This is a genomic window from Streptomyces sp. NBC_01268 (assembly GCF_036240795.1).
Classification (GTDB): Bacteria; Actinomycetota; Actinomycetes; order Streptomycetales; family Streptomycetaceae; genus Streptomyces.
Genome location: NZ_CP108454.1, coordinates 234530 through 249526, shown reverse-complemented (window position 1 = coordinate 249526; position 14997 = coordinate 234530). Strand labels below are relative to the sequence as shown.

Below are 14997 nucleotides of genomic sequence, written 5' to 3'. Positions count from 1 at the left end.
CAGCGACGAGAACAAAGGATGCGGAATGCCTTCCATCCGGTCATGTCATCTTCTGTCATCATCGCTTCCATGGGTGAGAGCGCAGTCGAGATCGTCCCGCTGGAACTGGTCCACCTCCACGACGTGCTCGACCTCGGACACCGGGTCTACGACGTCAAGGCGATGCCGTACACCTCCTGGTCGCTGTCCTCGGTGGCGGCGCACTGGGACGCCCGACCGGACGCCTGCTGGGTCGCCCGCGACGATCAGGGGCTGCTCGGCTTCGTCCTCGGCTCCCTCTCGTACGACGAAAGAGAGGACTGGGGCTACCTGGAGTGGATCGCCCTGGAGGAACGCGCCCGCGGCCGTGGCGTCGCGAGCGCGCTGGTGGAGCACTGCTGTGACGCCCTCTTCGCGGCGGGCGCCTCACGCATCATCACCGACGTGGAGAGCAGCAACGAGGCGTCCGCGGCGATGATGCGGCGCAACGGCTTCACCGAGGGCGTCTCCGTCACCCTCTTCGTCCGCGGCGCCCCGCACGCCCACCCCGCACCGTCCACCCGCCCCACCCAGGACCCGGCCCGCGCCCGCCTGCGACGCGCCGCCCGCGCGAGCTGACGCCCGGCGCGACGACGCAGCCCGCCTCGACGACGCAACCCGGTCCGCCGACCCGGGCCCCGGCCGGCACGGTCGCGGCACTCACGCCAGTCCGGCGGCGATGGCCCGTCGCACGGCATCCGCCCGGTCCCGGATGCGGGCCTTGGCGAACAGGTTGTTGATGTGCGTCTTGACCGTGGCCTCGCTGATGAAGAGCCGCTCGGCGATCGCCCGGTTCGGGAGTCCCTCCCCGATCAGGGCCAGCACCTCGCGCTCGCGCGGGGTCAGGTCGTCGGGCAGGGGTTCACCCGGCGCGGAGCGTTGCGCCCCGGTCACGGCGGCGAGCAGGCGATTGCGCACCTCGTGATCCAGGACCGACTGGCCGGCCGCGGCGGCGCGGATCGCGCGGGCGATGTCCTCACGGCCCGCGTTCTTCGTCAGATAGCCACGGGCACCCGCGGCGAGCGCCGCCATGATCGAGTCGTCGTCGGCGAACGTCGTGAGGACGACCACGGCCACGTCCGGGTGGGCTTCGCTCAGCCGACGTGTCGCCTCGGTGCCGTCCATCTCGGGCATGCGGAGGTCCATCAGCACGACGTCGACCGGTTCCGCGGCGACGATGTCCAGCACTTCGCGGCCGTTGGCGGCGGTCGCCACGACGCTGATGTCTCCGGCCAGTGCGAGGACCATCGCGAGCGGCTCGCGCACGGCGGCCTGGTCGTCGGCGATGACGACGTTGATCGGGGGAGAGGCCGTTGCCGACCCGGTCATGCCGGAATCACCGCTTCGACCTTCCAGTGCCCCCGCTGGGGGCCGGACGGCACGGGCCCCGTCGTCACCGTCCCGTTCATGAGGGCGACGCGCTCGCGGATGCCGATCAGCCCCATCCCGCTGCCCGCGCCCGTGGACACCGGCAGCGTCGCCGGCCCGTTGAGAATGCTCAAGGTGGTCGTCTTCTCCTCGTACGAAACCGTCACGCGCACCGTGCCGCCAGGCGCGTGTCGGGTCGCGTTGGTCAGGGCCTCCTGCGCGATCCGCAGGAGGTTGTGCGCGGTCTGCGTGGGCAGCTCACGCACCGTTCCGGTCACCGTGAGGGCCTGACGGTGACCGGACGACTCCAGCATGGCGGTGAGACTCTCCAGCAGGGGCAGGTCCTCCTCGCGCAGCGCACGCACCGTCCACTGCGCCTGCTTCAGGCTCTCCCTCACCAGGCTCTGAGCCCGGGCGGTCGCCTCCCGCGCCTTCTCCGTCTCGCCGACCTCGATCAGTGCGTCCGCCAGTTCGAGCTGCATGTTGATGCCGGCCAAGGAGTGTGCGAGTACGTCGTGGACGTCCCGTGCCACGTTGCTTCGTTCGGTCAGCACCAAGGTGCGGGCTTCGGCGCGGGCGGCCCGCTCGGACGCTGCGGCGGCCGCGATCGCGGCCTCGACGGCCTGGCTCCGGCTCCGCCCCGACATTCCCGCCAGCACCAGGGCGCCGGTCGACAACCCGGCCATGAAGAGCAGTCCCTGCTGGCCCGGGTCGGCACGGAACGCCAGAGCGGCGCCGCACAGGAGGCTCAGTGCCACCGCGAGAGCCACGGCCGGCTTGACGCTCAGCCGGTAGCCGATGTAAGCGGCGAGGAAGAAGGCGAAGAGCGACGCCGTCCCCGTGTCCGCGACGGCCAGCAGGCCCGCCACCGCCGCGACCCCGACCACCATCAGAGGAAGAAGGAGGCGGTCGGGCAGCAGTCTCCGGGGAACGAGCCGCAGCGCGAAGACACCGAAGTTGACGACGAAGAGCACCGTCACGGCGAGACCACGGCCACTGAGACCCAGCGGCCGAAGGGTGAGGATCTGGGCGACGAGGAGAACCGCCGTCCACACCCACGGAGCAACCCGGCTGCGCTCCGTGAGACCAGGCCCGGCTCCCTCGACGCTGCCGGGAGACCATGGGTTCCTCAGGGGCATGCTGTGACGATACGCCATGATCACTTGAGCCGACCGGTGAGCGGCATGCTCGGCGTCCCGGGCTGAGGCGTACGGGGCGTACCGGGCGCACGGGCCACCATCCGGCTGCGGACGAAGATCGTGGCCAGACGGGTGACGACCTCGGCGACCGCCATCAGCAGAAGCGCGGTGACCCATGCCTGCTGGCCGGTGATCCGGTGCGCGAGGCTGAACCTGCCGACGTCATCGGCGCCCCCGTGCTCGACCCACAGCTGGAACGCCAGCCGGGAGCCCATGCCGAGCACCCACAGGACCGCCGAGATCGCCCCGGCCTTGATCATCAGGTCGCCGTCCAGCACGCGGATCCGGGTGAACACACCACCGGCGACGCCGAGCGCGGCTCCCACACCGGCCGTCACGCCGATGAGCAGCAGATCGTTACCCTCCGTAGGTATGCCGTCCAGGTACTGGGAGGCGAAGAACGCCACGATCCCCAGAGGGATCAGGTAGGACTTGGGCCCCAGCCGTCCTTCCCGCAGCTGCCGGAAGACGACGAGGATGAGCGCGATGTCGACGAGCCAGTCGGTGAGAGTCATGGATCCAGCATGTTGAAGGCCGCCTCGTGACACCTGCACCCACGGGTGGAGGTACGGGTGGAGATGCAGGCCCAGACGCGCCCAGGACGGCAGGCGACCGGGGGAGCCCTCTCCTCAATTCCCTGGCACTCGCCGCCGGGATACCGGCCGCGCAGGCAAGGCCGTCCAGCAGTGGCTCCAAGGAGCCGGTCTCACCGTCACCGGCACGAACGAGCACCTCGCGCTCGGCATTTTGGGCCACCACGCCGAGCAGGCGTACCGGCCGCCGCCGGCTGCTTCGGCGCCGGGGGTGAATACGCGGAGGCATCTGAACACCCGCCTCCTGGTGTGGTAGATCTGGAAGGCTGCGCGCGGCACGAGCCGACGCCAGCACAGGGAAACCAGAGGGGCAGGGGGAGCCACTGTGGAACCGATCGTCATCGTCCTGATCATTCTGACGGTGCTCTTCTTCATCACCCTGGTCAAGACGGTCCAGGTCGTTCCGGAGACGACCGTCGTCATCGTGGAGCGCTTCGGGCGCTACGCCCGTACCCTCAGCGCCGGCCTGAACTTCGTCGTCCCGGCCGTCGACAGCATCCGCAACCGGGTCGACCTGCGGGAACAGGCACTGACGATTCCGCCGCAACAGCTGATCACGCGGGACAGCCGGGTCGTCGACATCGGCGTCGTCATCACGTACCAGGTCACCGACGCGCGGTCCGCCACCTACGAAGTCGCGAGCTACATCCAGGCGATCGAGCAGCTCGCTGTCACCTCGTTGCGGAGCATCGTCAGCGGCATGGAGCTGGAACGGACCCTGACCTCCCGCGGGGTGATCACCGCAGCCCTGCGCGGCGTGCTGGACGAGGCCACCGCACGTTGGGGCGTCAGCGTCCACCGCGTCGAGTTCGAGGCGATCGAACCGCCCACCCGGCCTGCGGCGGAAGGGCAGAGGCACACCGACCGGAACCAGCGCGCCGCCTCTGCCGCCGGCGGGGGCGGAGCGGTCCGCAGCGCACCGCAGTCAGCCGCCCAGGCAGGCTCCGCGCCCGGACACCGGCCGCTGCGACAGGACGATCCTCGCCGTATCGGCCGCTACCAACTGACGGCCGTGCTGGGCGAAGGAGGGATGGGCACGGTCTATCTCGGCCGGTCGCCCGGGCAACGCCTGGTCGCGGTCAAGGTCATCCGGTCGGAGTTCGCCGCGGACCCGACGTTCCGGGAGCGGTTCACCCGCGAGATCGAAGCCGCACGCCGTGTCGGCGGATTCCACACCGCACCGGTGGTCGACGCGGCCTCCCGCGGCAACCCGCTCTGGCTGGCCACCGAGTACATCCCCGGCCCGTCACTGGACGACGTCCTCAGGCAGCAGGGTGCCCTGCCCACAAGAACCCTGCACACCCTCGCCGCCGGCGTCGCCGAAGCACTCGAACGCATCCACGCCTGCGGCATCGTCCACCGTGACCTGAAACCCTCCAACATCATCATCTCCGCCTCAGGCCCTCGGATCATCGACTTCGGAATCGCCCGATCGCTCGACGGCACCGCACTCACCCGAACGAACTACGTGATCGGCACCCAGGGCTTCCTCGCGCCGGAACAGCTCACCGGCGCACCGATCACGCGTGCCTCGGACCTCTACGCGTTCGGCATGGTGCTGTGCCATGCCGCCGGAGTCGTGCCGCTCGCGGACGGGCAGTCCCTGGAGTCGGCCCTCGGCCTGTTGCCGTCGAGCTTCGTCGGCATCGTCACCCGATGCCTCGACCATGACCCCGCCCGGCGTCCCACACCCACCGAGGTACTCGCACACCTCTCTCCGCACACGTCGCCGCCCGACGCATGGCTGCCGCCTTCTGTGCGGACGATGGTCGATCTGTACAACACCGGTCATTCCCAGGCGCCTTGAGGGGACGGAGCGTCGCCCGGTCACGGACCGCGCGTTACGGTGGACGGAGCCGAGCGCGTGAACATGCGGGCCGATAGGCCAGGGGTGGCGTGCAGCCATCGCTCCATGGGGCACGATCACAGCCACCGCCGGGGAAGACGCGACGTGAGTCGTCGAGCCAGAGATCCCGACGGTGAGAGGGGTCAGCATGCGGACCGGCATCGTCATGACCGCCCGCCCGGGTCTGGAGCGCCTGGCCGCCCGCGCGGAGGAACTCGGCTTCAGCAGCTTCTGGGTGTACGACACGCCGATGGTCCACGGGGATCCGTTCGTCAGCCTCGCGCTCTGCGCCGAGTCCACCAGCCGCATCAGACTCGGTATCGGCGTCACCTCACCGGCGCTGCGCTCCGCACCGGCCGCGGCGGCGGCGCTCAGCAGTCTCAACGCCCTTGCTCCCGGCCGCATCATCTGCGGGGTCGGCACCGGCAACACCGCGCGGCGCACGCTGGGCATGCGACCTGCGAAGACGGCGGAGCTGGAGTCGTTCACGGCCGCCCTGCAGGACCTCACCGCCGGCCGTGAGACGGCCTACCGCGAGGGAACCCGGACCAGAAGCGTGCGCTTCTTGCACGCCGGGGGTTACGTCAACGTCGAGGACCCGGTGGAGTTCGTCGTGGCCGCGTTCGGCCCGAAGGTCGCCGCCGTCGCCGGCCGCCTGGGTACGGGACTGATCTCCTTCGCGCTGCACGCCCCCGCGGTCTGGTCCGCGCTCGGCCACGCCCGCCGGTCAGCGGCGCAGGCCGCGGGCAACAGCGAGAAGACGCATGCGTACCTCATCTCCTCCCTGTACGTCCTTGCCGACGGAGAGGACCGGTACGGCGATGAGGTCAAGGACGCGATGGGGCACATCGCGGTGAGCGCCCTGATCCTCGCAGTGGAGAACCCGGCCTTCCGGGCGTCCCTGACTCCGGAGGAGGCCGGGGCCGTCGACCGCCTTCTCCAGCTACGCGGTACCACCGCCACCGACCCCGACCGCCACCACACCCTCTACCGCAACTACCTCGGCCGGTTGACCACCGAGGACCGGGATCTCGTCGTGCCGTCCCTGGTGGACACGTTCGGTCTGGTCGGGACCAAAGACCGGATCAGACAGCAGATCGACGCGCTGGAGCAGTCAGGGGTCGACGAGCTGGTGATCCAGCCCGTGGTGGATCCCGAGGCGGAGATGGCCGAGCTCGCGCGGCTCCTGCTGCCCTGATGCCGCGCAACCGTGCCAAGAGTCCCCGCACCACCGCGCCCCTTGGGGTTCTACGGTGGGGTTCTACGGTGCGAAGGGCCCTTCCTGTGCGAAGGCGTACCGCGCGAAGCGTTCGCCCATCAGACGATGGGTGGGGGCGTCGGGGTGGAGGTTGTCCGGGAGGGGGAGGGAGGCCGCGTCGGTCGGCCCGTAGAGCTGCCTGCCGTCGAGGTGGAAGAGGTGGGGGTCGGCGGCGGAGCGCTGGGCGATGATGCGGGCCAGCTCCGTCCGTACGGTGTTCAGCGTGAGCTTGCCGGTGGCCGATTCCGCCGGGTCGCCGGCCGCGAGGAAGGAGAGCCGGCCGGAGCTGAGGGCGGAGGTGTCCGGGAGGGTGGGGCCGGGTGTGTCCTCGTGGATCGGGCACTGGATGGGGGAGATGACGAGCAGTGGTGTCGTCGGGTGTCCCTCACGGATGGTGTCGAGGAAGCCGTGCACCGCCGGCCCGAAGGCGCGCAACCGCAACAGGTCGGTGTTGACGAGATTGATGCCGATCTTGAGGCTGATCAGGTCGGCGGACGCGTCTCGGAGGGCGCGGGCGGTGAAGGGATCGAGGAGCGCGCTGCCGCCGAAGCCCAGGTTCACCAGGTTCACCCCACCGAGGCGGGAGGCGAGCGCGGGCCAGGTCGTGCTCGGGCCGGCGGCGTCGGAGCCGTGGCTGATCGAGCTTCCGTGGTGCAACCACACACGGCGTCCTCCCGCGCCGAGCGGTGTGACGGGGGCGTCCGTCCGCAGGGCGACCAGCTCGGTGGTCTCGTTGTGCGGGAGCCAGATCTCCACGTCCTTCTCGGTGTCCGGGAGATCCGTGAAGCGCAGCGTCGCGACCGGTCCGGGCCCGGTCCGGGAGTGGCCGGTGGTCAGGTCGACGGTCATCACGTTGCCGCCGTGGGCGACCCCGCTCGCGACCGGCTGCCCGTCGACGTACAGCTCGTACACGCCGTCGGGGCGCGGGGGAGCCCCCGGATGGACCCGCTTGGTAGGCAGCGTGTCCAGCTCGACGCGGCTCGCCCGGGTGCGGAACGCCAGCCGCACGCCGGACGGTTGTGCCTCGACCATGGCGAGCTGGGGGTCGGTGTTCTGCGCGCGGGCCCGGGCGGGGAGCCGGTGCGGCAGCAGACCGTTCGCCGTACGTTCCAGCTCGATCGCTCCGAGCACGAGGTCGGGGTCCACGGGAGTGGAGGCGGCAGTGGTGGGCGCGGGCGTCGGGGTGTGTTCGGTGTCCATGTCTCGTTCGTCCTTGTCTCTTCGCTCGTCCTCGTTCGTGTCAGGGCTGTCGTCGCGGCTCGGCGCCGCCGGTCGGCCAGTGGCGCAGGGCGACGTCCAAGGCGTCGACGATCCGGGTCCAGCTCTCCCTGCTGTCCGGGGCGCTGTGACTGAAGGCCCCGCTGAGTTCCAGGTCCGCGTAGCCGTGGAAGACGCTGCCGAGCAGACGTACGGCATGCGTGGCTTCCGGCTCGGACAGGTCGTATCCATGCAGGATCGCCCGCATCATCCGCGCGTGCCGGGGCCCCGCGCTCGCGGCCGCGGCCTGTGGGGCCAGCGGCAGCCGGGCGGCGGCGTGGCGGCCGGGGTGCGACCGGGCGTAGTCGCGGTAGACCTCGGCGAACGCCTCCAGCGCGTCCCGGCCCGACCGCCCCGCCAGCGCGGTGGCCCAACGACACGCGCCGAGGGGGACGGCTGTGCCTGACACGCTGTGGCTAGGACACCCTGGGTCGGTGGAACCTCCCCGCCCAGTGGACCCAGACCACCAGCACAGTCAGGGCGGCTGCCACTCCGCCCAGCACCATGACCGTCGAGGGCGAGGAACGGTCGAGGAGAGCCCCTCCGGCCAGGGCTCCCATGGAGATGGTGGCCTGGAAAGAGGCGGTGAAGAGGACAGCGGACGCCTCGGGGGAGTCGGGCGAAGCCTTGGCGAACCAGGTCTGCGAGCAGACCGGCACGGCTCCGTACGCGACGCCCCAGACGATCAGCAGCGCTACCGCTCCCACCTCCGACCGGCCGAGGACCGGGAGGAGCAGCGTCGCACCGGCGATCGACGCGGCGGCCGCGGCGAAAGTCGCCCGCGGATAGCGCCCCACGGTTGACCCGCCGAGGAAGTTGCCGGCGATTCCGGCTGCTCCGTACACGAGCAGAAAGATCGTGATGAGAGCCGCACTCGTATGGGTCACCTGCTCCAGGAAGGGGGTGACGTACGTGTACGTGCCGAAGTGTGCGAGGACGACGAGGAACGTCATCACCAGGGCGAAGCGGGTGTCGGTGCTCCGGAGCAAGCGACCGAGGACGTCGAGGCGCGTCGATCGGTCGGAGGGGAGCGGTGGGACGACCAGGAACAGCAGGGCGAGGACGGTCAGCGTGAAGCAGCCCATGACCAGGAACGCCGTCCGCCAGCCCGCGACGTCACCGATGAACGTGCCCAGCGGTACCCCGAGTACGGAGCCGAGCGGCACCGCAGAGAAGATCACCGAGGTCGCGCGGCCCACGGATGCGGCGGGCACCAACTGGCCGGCGAGCCCGGCTCCGATGGACCAGAATCCGCCGATCGTGACGCCCACCATGACGCGGGAGACCAGGACCAGCCAGTAGTTCGGTGCGACGGCGGCGAGGAAATTGGCCAGCGCCAGCAGAAGGATGAACACACCCAGCATGACCCGCCGGTCGATGCGCCCCGTGGCCACCGTCACCAAGGGGGCTGAAACCGCGGCCAGAAATCCCGGCATGGTCATCATGAGACCGGCCATTCCGTCCGAGACGGCGAAACTCGATCCGATGGAGGTCAGCAGGCCGATCGGCAGAATTTCCGTGGTGACGATCGAAAAGATCCCCAGCATCACCGAGATCACGGCCAGCCAGGCAATCAGAGAAGGGCGATCCGGCGGTGCGGGAGCCTGGACAGAAGGCGTGGTTGCTGCGGACATGAATCCCGTCCTGAGTCGGTCGTCACATGCAGGGTGCGACCACCAGTCCAGCAGGAACGGGCATGATCCTCCGGCAGGTTTCCGACACCGACATTGAGCTCCCCACTCGTCAGGGGCGGCTCGGCATCGCGAACGTCTACCGCCGCATGCGCGGGGCCGAGCGTTTGCGAGGGCCGGGACGGGACAGTCGCGATGCATGCCCGCGACGCCCGGCTGTCGCGGCGTGTCGCTGCCCCTGGAAAGGTGAACATGACTGGCATCGCTGCCTTCCCTGCTCTCGCGTCGGCCGGATCCAACGCCCTGCTCTTCGCCATCTGTCTCGGGATCGTGGTCGTCCTCGTCCTCCTCGCCGCGTTCTGGTGGGGCAGCCGCCGTGTCGCGCGCAGGCGCCGGGCGACCGGTGACCCCGCGCGCACGGATGCCGGCGGAGGGCGGGAATCGTGGTCCACCCCCGAAGACCCCGGCGGCGGGGGATCCGGCCGCTGAGGAGCGGCGGCAGCGGCCGGCGACCGCCCCCCGTCCGCCGGTTCGGGCCCGACGGGGGTGGAGCGGCTCCTGGGCGGCGGCGTGCGCGCGAGTCGCTCACCCTCCGCAAAAACGCCGGCTGCCGGTGCTCAGTGACGGTACGCGGCCGTCGCGGTCTCGACGAAGGAGCGGATCAGCGGATTGGTGTCGCCCTCGTTCCACACCGCCACCACGCGGCTCGGCGGCATGTCGAGGAGGGGCACCGCAGCCAGTTGTGCGGGCAGGTCGTGTCCGAGGGGGGTGAGGCCGACCGTGCCGTTCCACAGCACGGCCTGCAGGCATTCCTGGACGGCGCGCACCACCGGACCCTCGCGCGGCCTGCCCCCGTTCCAGTACGACTGCCACACGGGGTCGGTTCCTGGCGGGAACTGGAACCAGTGACGGTCGTTCAGCTCGGCCAGCCGCAGCCCGTCGCGACGGGCCAGCGGATCGTCGGCGCGCTGGACCACACCGACCGGGTCGGTCCGGAGCGCACGCACCGTCAGGGCGGTTTCGTCGAACGGCGCCCGAGTCAGTGCGACGTCGACCAGTCCGGCCCGTAGCCCGCAGGTCGGGTCGGTCAGATCGGCTTCGCGGATGCGGACGTCGATGCCGGGCCGGCTCCGGCGGTAGGCGGCGGCCAGCCTGGCCACCCCCGGGTGCTCGGACGGTGCACTGGTGCACATGACCGACGAAGCGAAGACCGGCGAGCCGCAGATCCTGTCGGTAGTGGGTCCGGGCGAGGGCGAGACGATCGTTCTGGGCACCACGCGCATGCGCGTCCTGGAGGACGGCAGCCGCACCGGGCACCGTCTCGCGATCGCCGAGTCCGTCCTCGCCCCGCACACCCAGGGACCGCCGCAGCACCGCCACGGCCTGCACGACGAGGGCTTCCACATCCTCTCCGGCACCGTGCGGTTCACCGTCGGGGACGAGGACCACGACGCCACCGCGGGCACGCTCGTGATGGTTCCGCCCGGCACCCCGCACACCTTCGCCAACGTGACCGACCAACCCGCCGTCATGCTCAGTACCTTCACCCCCGACCTGTACGTGCAGTACTTCCGCGACCTCCAAGAGGCGCTCGCCGACGGCAGGCCGCTGACACCACAGGCCGACATCGACGCGATGAGCCGCTACGCGACCGAGCCCGCAACCGACCGCGCCTGAGGCCGACGGCACAGGAGGACCGGCCACCTCCCGCGTCCGCCCGCCGACATCTCCTCGTACGCTCACTGCCCCAAGCTGCGCCCCTTGAGGTGGGCCCGTGGGGTTCCGCCCGAGGGCGAGACGACAATGTGGTCCGGGCAGTGAAGGCGGGACGGTGGACGACAGGAGTGGCACGTGGGCGTGGGCAGGGTGGCGATCGTGACCAGCGAGGCCGGCAGGGCGTGGGACACCGACCTTCCGCTGATCGTGGAGGCGTTGCGTGCCAACGGCGTGTCGGGCACTGCGGTGGCCTGGGACGCACAGGACGCGGAGTGGGACGGTTTCGATCTGGCTGTCATCCGGTCGACCTGGGACTACGCGGAACGCATCGACGAGTACCTGGCCTGGGCCGACACAACGGCTCGCCTCACGCGTCTGTGGAACCCGGCTCCCGTGGTCCGCTGGAGCAGCGACAAGCGCTATCTGACGGACCTTGCCGAGCAAGGGGTCGCCGTCGTTCCCACCCGCTTCATCGAACCGGGCTCGTCATACGGCGAGGAGGACTTCCCCGGCACCGGCGCGGTGGTGGTCAAGCCCGTGGTCTCCGCCGGCGCACTCGACACGGCACGGTACGAGCCTGATCAGCGCGCCGACGCCGAGCGGCACGTCCGGATGCTTCTGGACCAGGGCCGGGCCGTGATGGTGCAGCCGTACCTGCGGCTCGTGGAAGAGGGGGAACGCGCACTGGTCTTCATCTCCGGCACGTTCAGCCACGCGATCCGCAAAGGCCCCGTGCTCACCGAGTCAGGAGTGGTGGACAACGGACGAGTGCCGCACCCCGACGTCACCCCGTACCAGCCGACGGACGACGAGATCTCGGTGGCCCTGGCTGCGCTGGCAGCCGTCCCGGCACCGGAGATCCCGCTGTTCGCCAGAGTGGATCTGGTCCTGGACGAGAGAAGAAGGCCCGTGGTCATGGAGCTGGAACTGATCGAGCCGAACCTGTTCCTCGGAGACTACCCGAAAGGCCTGAAGCGTCTCGTCGACGCTGTGACCGCCAAGGCTCGCATGGCCGGGGCGCGTCCGGAACAGGTCGAGTGACTCCTCCGTGTGCGCCGACAAGGCCTACGGCTCATGCCGGCACCGCAGTCACCGGCGGCGCCGGCAGAGCAACAGCCGCAACCGGAGGAATGGAAGCGCCCCGCCGGCTGAACCGGTCAAGTCCGGTGGGCGGCCCGGACGACTCGGCCGATGACGGTCGCCGCCCGTTCGGGGTGCTCCTCGAGCCAGCTGCCGAGGTGCTCCCGGACGGTCTGGTCGACACAGGAGCGCACGAAGCGGCCACCCAGCATCTCCCGCGTGGAGCCGTGGAACTCGGGATCGTCCAGCTTTACCGACACGACAGCCGTGATCCCCGCACCCATCCGTTCAGGGTCGAGATCGGGATCCGCTCCTGTCAGCAGCCGCCGCTTCCGCGCATACGTGCTGACAGCCGCTGCCAACCCGTCGCGGAATCCCTGCTCGTGCGTCCCACCGGCGGTGGGCCGGCTGTTGGCGAAGCCGTGGACGCGCCCTTCGCCGGAGTCATGCCACCGCAAGGCCACCTCCAGCGTTCCAGCCATCCGAGGGTCCTCCTGCTCGACATGGATGACGTCCGGCTCGTCGGATGCCGTCGCCTGGCAGTCGAGGAAGGCGACGAAGTCCCTGGCGCCGCCCGTGGAGCGGAACCGGTCCGACCGGGGCCGGGACGAGCGACGCTGGTCGGTCAGCGTGACTTCCAGGTCGCGGTTCAGGAAGGCCAGTTCCCTGAAGCGATGCGCCAGTTCCGTGAACGAGAACTCGGCTTCCCCGAAGATTTCGGAGTCGGGCCAGAAGGTGATGGTGGTCCCGCTGCCGGTCGCCGGACCCTGCTCGGTGAGCGGGGCGATCGCGACGCCGCGCCCGTACTCCTGGACCCAGCGGACGCCCTCGCGCCGCACTTCGGCCGTCAGCCGGCTGGAGAGGGCATTGACGACGAAGGGCCCCATGCCGCAGAGGCCGAGTGGAACGGTGTGACGGTCACCGGCTCCCGCCCCGGACTGCATCCGAGTCAGCAGGTCTTCGAGGCCAGGACCGGAATCCGCCGTCTCCTCGATGGGAACACCTGGCCCGTCGTCGCCGACCCGCACGCCGCCGTCCGGAGTGAGGGTGACATCCACGCGCGTGGCCCGGCCGGCCAGGACCTCGCCCACCGCCCGGTCGGCGACCTCGAACACCATCTGCCGCAGACCACGCTCACCGATGGAGCCGACGAACATCCCGGGCCGCTTCCGCACGGCTTGCCACCCCTCCAGCACCTGGATCCGGCTGGCGTCGTACGCGTTGATGTCATCGCTCATGAGGCCCCCTCCGAAGCTGCTCCCCAGGACTCTCAAAGCCTAGGCGTACCCCGATAAAGCACCAGGTCAGGGCAGGTTGCCCGGGGGTATGGACGGGCGTCTGATCGCCTGTCCGGCCCCGGCTGGACCCGGACTCCACGACCGCCGCAGGACCGCGGCTGCGAGCTCGCCGACGCCGCGCACGGCACCGTTCACGGCGGCCCCGAGGCCCCCGATTCCACTCGTCCCGTGCAAGGTCTCTGCCAGGGCCTCTCCGTGTGCCGATCACGGCCCAACGGGGCTCAGCGGCGCCTCGCCCCAGCGCTCGGGAGGGTCGTGCGGCTGTCGGCCCGTGCAACATCCGATGCGTGGACGGGTGATCGAATAGTCGGGCCCTGGGCGGGGTAGGACGGACGCCGGGTCTCTCCGGCAGCGGAAGGCCTCTCCACGTCACCCGCCGGGGGAACCCGGCAAGAGTCGAAGGATACGCAGCATGGCCAGCGGCACCGTGAAATGGTTCAACGCTGAGAAGGGCTTCGGTTTCATCGCCCAGGACGGCGGCCCGGACGTCTTCGCTCACTACTCCAACATCAGCGGCAACGGGTACCGGGAGCTGGTCGAGGGCGAGGTGGTCACCTTCGACGTCACCCAGGGGCAGAAGGGTCCGCAGGCCGAGAACATCGTTCGCGGCTGACCGGTAGACCTGTTCGCATCTCGCGTCGTCAGCCGTGTAAGGTGGCACTACCGACGCGGGGTGGAGCAGCTCGGTAGCTCGCTGGGCTCATAACCCAGAGGTCGCAGGTTCAAATCCTGTCCCCGCTACGAAAGGCAGGGGCCCGGCATGTGCCGGGCCCCTGTCGCGTTTTTCTAGTCTCGGCCTCAACCGACCGCACTCCGCCGGCATCGGCGGCGAGGCATCCGGATCGAACGACCTGCGGTCAGCGGTAGACCTGACGCTCCTTCAGGCGGGCGGGAAGCAACGGGCGCAGGCAGGGCCGCGTGGTGTGCGCAGTCATGCGGTGGGGGCGCCGAACCAGCGGGTGGCGGCGCGCCGGAACGCCTCGGGGTCGGGGTCGGGGCCCTCGGCCCAGGCCACGACACCGTCGGGCCGGATCAGCGGGGCGCCGAGTCCGAGGTCGTTGACCACCGGGCCGGGGGCGTAGCGGATGCGGTCCTGCCAGTGGGTCGCGGTGCGTCGCGCACGATCCGCGCGCCGAGCGCGACCGCCCGCTCCTCCAGGACGCTGGTGACCGCTTCGAGGCTGGTCATGACCCCTTCCAACGCCGGTCCGGGCAGCCGGGGCGGGAGGGCGCCGGTGTCGATGTCGGCCGCGACCAGATCCGCGCCGTCGCCCTCGGCCTGTACGACGCGGTTGCCGCACACCCCTGGCTGGCCACCCAGCTCGCCGTGCAGGTCACCCGCCGTCCCTGGGGAGCAGTGACGCCTCGGGTCTTCGAGAGCATCGGCGGGCGCGTGCGCACGCTGGGCATTCCACGGAGCGAATGGTTCGCCACGACCTCGACGCTGGTGTTCTACATCCTCGGCGCCACCAGACAGAACGCCCAGCCCTCCGAACCGGCGGACGGCCTCGCGGCCTCGCGGGCCGGTGCGCGGCGGGCCGAACACCTCGACTCCGCGGCCGAGGCGTGGCAGGGCCTCGACGTCGGCGACTACCCGTTCCTCCACGACGTCGCCGACCAGATGCGCCGACACGACGACCGGGAGCAGTTCCTCACGGGCATCGACCTCATCCTCGCCGGCATCACCGCGACCAGCCGCCCTTCCTGAACCCGCCCTGCCGGGCGGCTCGGCAG

At 70.5% G+C, this 14997-nt stretch carries 15 protein-coding genes, 1 tRNA gene and 3 pseudogenes; 10 read left to right on the top strand and 9 right to left on the bottom strand.

Annotation, left to right across the window (positions count from 1 at the left end):
• Positions 1-69 precede the first annotated feature (69 nt).
• Complete coding sequence (locus OG309_RS01145; protein ID WP_329417454.1) at positions 70-597, top strand: GNAT family N-acetyltransferase; 528 nt, start codon at positions 70-72, stop codon at positions 595-597.
• Positions 598-678: 81 nt separating this feature from the next.
• On the opposite strand, the gene OG309_RS01140 is transcribed toward OG309_RS01145, so the two are convergent.
• The 3 genes from OG309_RS01140 to OG309_RS01130 are packed head-to-tail and all read right to left on the bottom strand — an operon-like array spanning position 679 to position 3100.
• Complete coding sequence (locus OG309_RS01140) at positions 679-1347, bottom strand: response regulator transcription factor (RefSeq protein ID WP_329417452.1); 669 nt, start codon at positions 1345-1347, stop codon at positions 679-681.
• Entirely contained in the window at positions 1344-2525 is a 1182-nt protein-coding gene (locus OG309_RS01135) for a sensor histidine kinase (RefSeq protein ID WP_329417451.1), read from the bottom strand. The genes OG309_RS01140 and OG309_RS01135 overlap by 4 nt, the downstream gene beginning before the upstream one ends.
• A gap of 20 nt (positions 2526-2545) precedes the next feature.
• Positions 2546-3100 (bottom strand): hypothetical protein, encoded by a 555-nt coding sequence (locus tag OG309_RS01130; protein WP_329417449.1) that lies wholly within the window; start codon positions 3098-3100, stop codon positions 2546-2548.
• Between the two features lie 403 nt (positions 3101-3503).
• Between OG309_RS01130 and OG309_RS01125 the strand changes: the two are divergent.
• The 3 genes and pseudogenes from OG309_RS01125 to OG309_RS01115 form a co-directional block, all read left to right on the top strand.
• A pseudogene (locus tag OG309_RS01125) lies at positions 3504-4061 on the top strand (SPFH domain-containing protein); the annotation flags it as partial.
• Between the two features lie 81 nt (positions 4062-4142).
• Positions 4143-4985 carry a serine/threonine-protein kinase gene (locus OG309_RS01120; RefSeq protein ID WP_329428073.1) on the top strand — a complete coding sequence of 281 codons (843 nt, stop codon included), beginning with the start codon at positions 4143-4145 and terminating at the stop codon, positions 4983-4985.
• A gap of 187 nt (positions 4986-5172) precedes the next feature.
• Positions 5173-6222 carry an LLM class flavin-dependent oxidoreductase gene (locus OG309_RS01115; protein ID WP_329417448.1) on the top strand — a complete coding sequence of 350 codons (1050 nt, stop codon included), beginning with the start codon at positions 5173-5175 and terminating at the stop codon, positions 6220-6222.
• A gap of 63 nt (positions 6223-6285) precedes the next feature.
• On the opposite strand, the gene OG309_RS01110 is transcribed toward OG309_RS01115, so the two are convergent.
• The 3 genes and pseudogenes from OG309_RS01110 to OG309_RS01100 form a co-directional block, all read right to left on the bottom strand.
• Complete coding sequence (locus OG309_RS01110) at positions 6286-7482, bottom strand: SGNH/GDSL hydrolase family protein (protein ID WP_329417446.1); 1197 nt, start codon at positions 7480-7482, stop codon at positions 6286-6288.
• 40 nt (positions 7483-7522) lie between these two features.
• Positions 7523-7921: pseudogene (locus OG309_RS01105) on the bottom strand (TetR-like C-terminal domain-containing protein); the annotation flags it as partial.
• 34 nt (positions 7922-7955) lie between these two features.
• Complete coding sequence (locus tag OG309_RS01100) at positions 7956-9173, bottom strand: MFS transporter (protein ID WP_329417444.1); 1218 nt, start codon at positions 9171-9173, stop codon at positions 7956-7958.
• Between the two features lie 249 nt (positions 9174-9422).
• On the opposite strand from OG309_RS01100, the gene OG309_RS01095 reads away from it, so the two are divergent.
• The gene (locus OG309_RS01095) at positions 9423-9659 is read left to right on the top strand and encodes a DUF6479 family protein (RefSeq protein ID WP_329417442.1); all 237 of its coding nucleotides are present in this window, start codon (positions 9423-9425) and stop codon (positions 9657-9659) included.
• A 128-nt stretch (positions 9660-9787) separates the two neighbouring features.
• Here the strand turns inward: OG309_RS01095 and OG309_RS01090 are convergent.
• Positions 9788-10336, bottom strand: a pseudogene (locus tag OG309_RS01090) (LysR family substrate-binding domain-containing protein); the annotation flags it as partial.
• A 25-nt stretch (positions 10337-10361) separates the two neighbouring features.
• On the opposite strand from OG309_RS01090, the gene OG309_RS01085 reads away from it, so the two are divergent.
• Positions 10362-10847, top strand: coding sequence for a cupin domain-containing protein (locus OG309_RS01085; RefSeq protein ID WP_329417440.1), 486 nt, complete (start codon positions 10362-10364; stop codon positions 10845-10847).
• Positions 10848-11045: 198 nt separating this feature from the next.
• Positions 11046-11927, top strand: coding sequence for an ATP-grasp domain-containing protein (locus tag OG309_RS01080; RefSeq protein WP_329417438.1), 882 nt, complete (start codon positions 11046-11048; stop codon positions 11925-11927).
• Positions 11928-12043: 116 nt separating this feature from the next.
• On the opposite strand, the gene OG309_RS01075 is transcribed toward OG309_RS01080, so the two are convergent.
• On the bottom strand, positions 12044-13204 hold the full coding sequence (locus tag OG309_RS01075; RefSeq protein WP_329417435.1) for an ATP-binding protein: 1161 nt from the start codon (positions 13202-13204) through the stop codon (positions 12044-12046).
• 472 nt (positions 13205-13676) lie between these two features.
• On the opposite strand from OG309_RS01075, the gene OG309_RS01070 reads away from it, so the two are divergent.
• Positions 13677-13877, top strand: a complete 201-nt coding sequence (locus OG309_RS01070; protein ID WP_121829160.1) for a cold-shock protein — start codon at positions 13677-13679, stop codon at positions 13875-13877.
• 54 nt (positions 13878-13931) lie between these two features.
• A tRNA-Met gene (locus OG309_RS01065) sits at positions 13932-14005 on the top strand.
• A 190-nt stretch (positions 14006-14195) separates the two neighbouring features.
• Here OG309_RS01065 and OG309_RS38095 read toward each other — a convergent pair.
• The gene (locus OG309_RS38095; RefSeq protein ID WP_443067529.1) at positions 14196-14564 is read right to left on the bottom strand and encodes an aromatic-ring hydroxylase C-terminal domain-containing protein; all 369 of its coding nucleotides are present in this window, start codon (positions 14562-14564) and stop codon (positions 14196-14198) included.
• Between OG309_RS38095 and OG309_RS01055 the strand changes: the two genes are divergently transcribed.
• Positions 14522-14971 (top strand): TetR/AcrR family transcriptional regulator C-terminal domain-containing protein, encoded by a 450-nt coding sequence (locus OG309_RS01055; RefSeq protein ID WP_329428071.1) that lies wholly within the window; start codon positions 14522-14524, stop codon positions 14969-14971. The two genes, OG309_RS38095 and OG309_RS01055, sit on opposite strands and share 43 nt — an antisense overlap.
• The last annotated feature ends 26 nt before the right edge of the window (positions 14972-14997 follow it).

Excerpts from the sequence above, each read along its gene's own strand:
- OG309_RS01115 (WP_329417448.1), top strand. The coding sequence starts at position 5,173 with ATGCGGACCGGCATCGTCATGACCGCCCGCCCGGGTCTGGAGCGCCTG.
- OG309_RS01145 (WP_329417454.1), top strand. The coding sequence starts at position 70 with ATGGGTGAGAGCGCAGTCGAGATCGTCCCGCTGGAACTGGTCCACCTC.
- OG309_RS01130 (WP_329417449.1), bottom strand. The coding sequence starts at position 3,100 with ATGACTCTCACCGACTGGCTCGTCGACATCGCGCTCATCCTCGTCGTC.
- OG309_RS01140 (WP_329417452.1), bottom strand. The coding sequence starts at position 1,347 with ATGACCGGGTCGGCAACGGCCTCTCCCCCGATCAACGTCGTCATCGCC.
- OG309_RS01095 (WP_329417442.1), top strand. The coding sequence starts at position 9,423 with ATGACTGGCATCGCTGCCTTCCCTGCTCTCGCGTCGGCCGGATCCAAC.
- OG309_RS01070 (WP_121829160.1), top strand. The coding sequence starts at position 13,677 with ATGGCCAGCGGCACCGTGAAATGGTTCAACGCTGAGAAGGGCTTCGGT.
- OG309_RS01075 (WP_329417435.1), bottom strand. The coding sequence starts at position 13,204 with ATGAGCGATGACATCAACGCGTACGACGCCAGCCGGATCCAGGTGCTG.
- OG309_RS01110 (WP_329417446.1), bottom strand. The coding sequence starts at position 7,482 with ATGGACACCGAACACACCCCGACGCCCGCGCCCACCACTGCCGCCTCC.
- OG309_RS01100 (WP_329417444.1), bottom strand. The coding sequence starts at position 9,173 with ATGTCCGCAGCAACCACGCCTTCTGTCCAGGCTCCCGCACCGCCGGAT.
- OG309_RS01085 (WP_329417440.1), top strand. The coding sequence starts at position 10,362 with ATGACCGACGAAGCGAAGACCGGCGAGCCGCAGATCCTGTCGGTAGTG.
- OG309_RS01135 (WP_329417451.1), bottom strand. The coding sequence starts at position 2,525 with ATGCCCCTGAGGAACCCATGGTCTCCCGGCAGCGTCGAGGGAGCCGGG.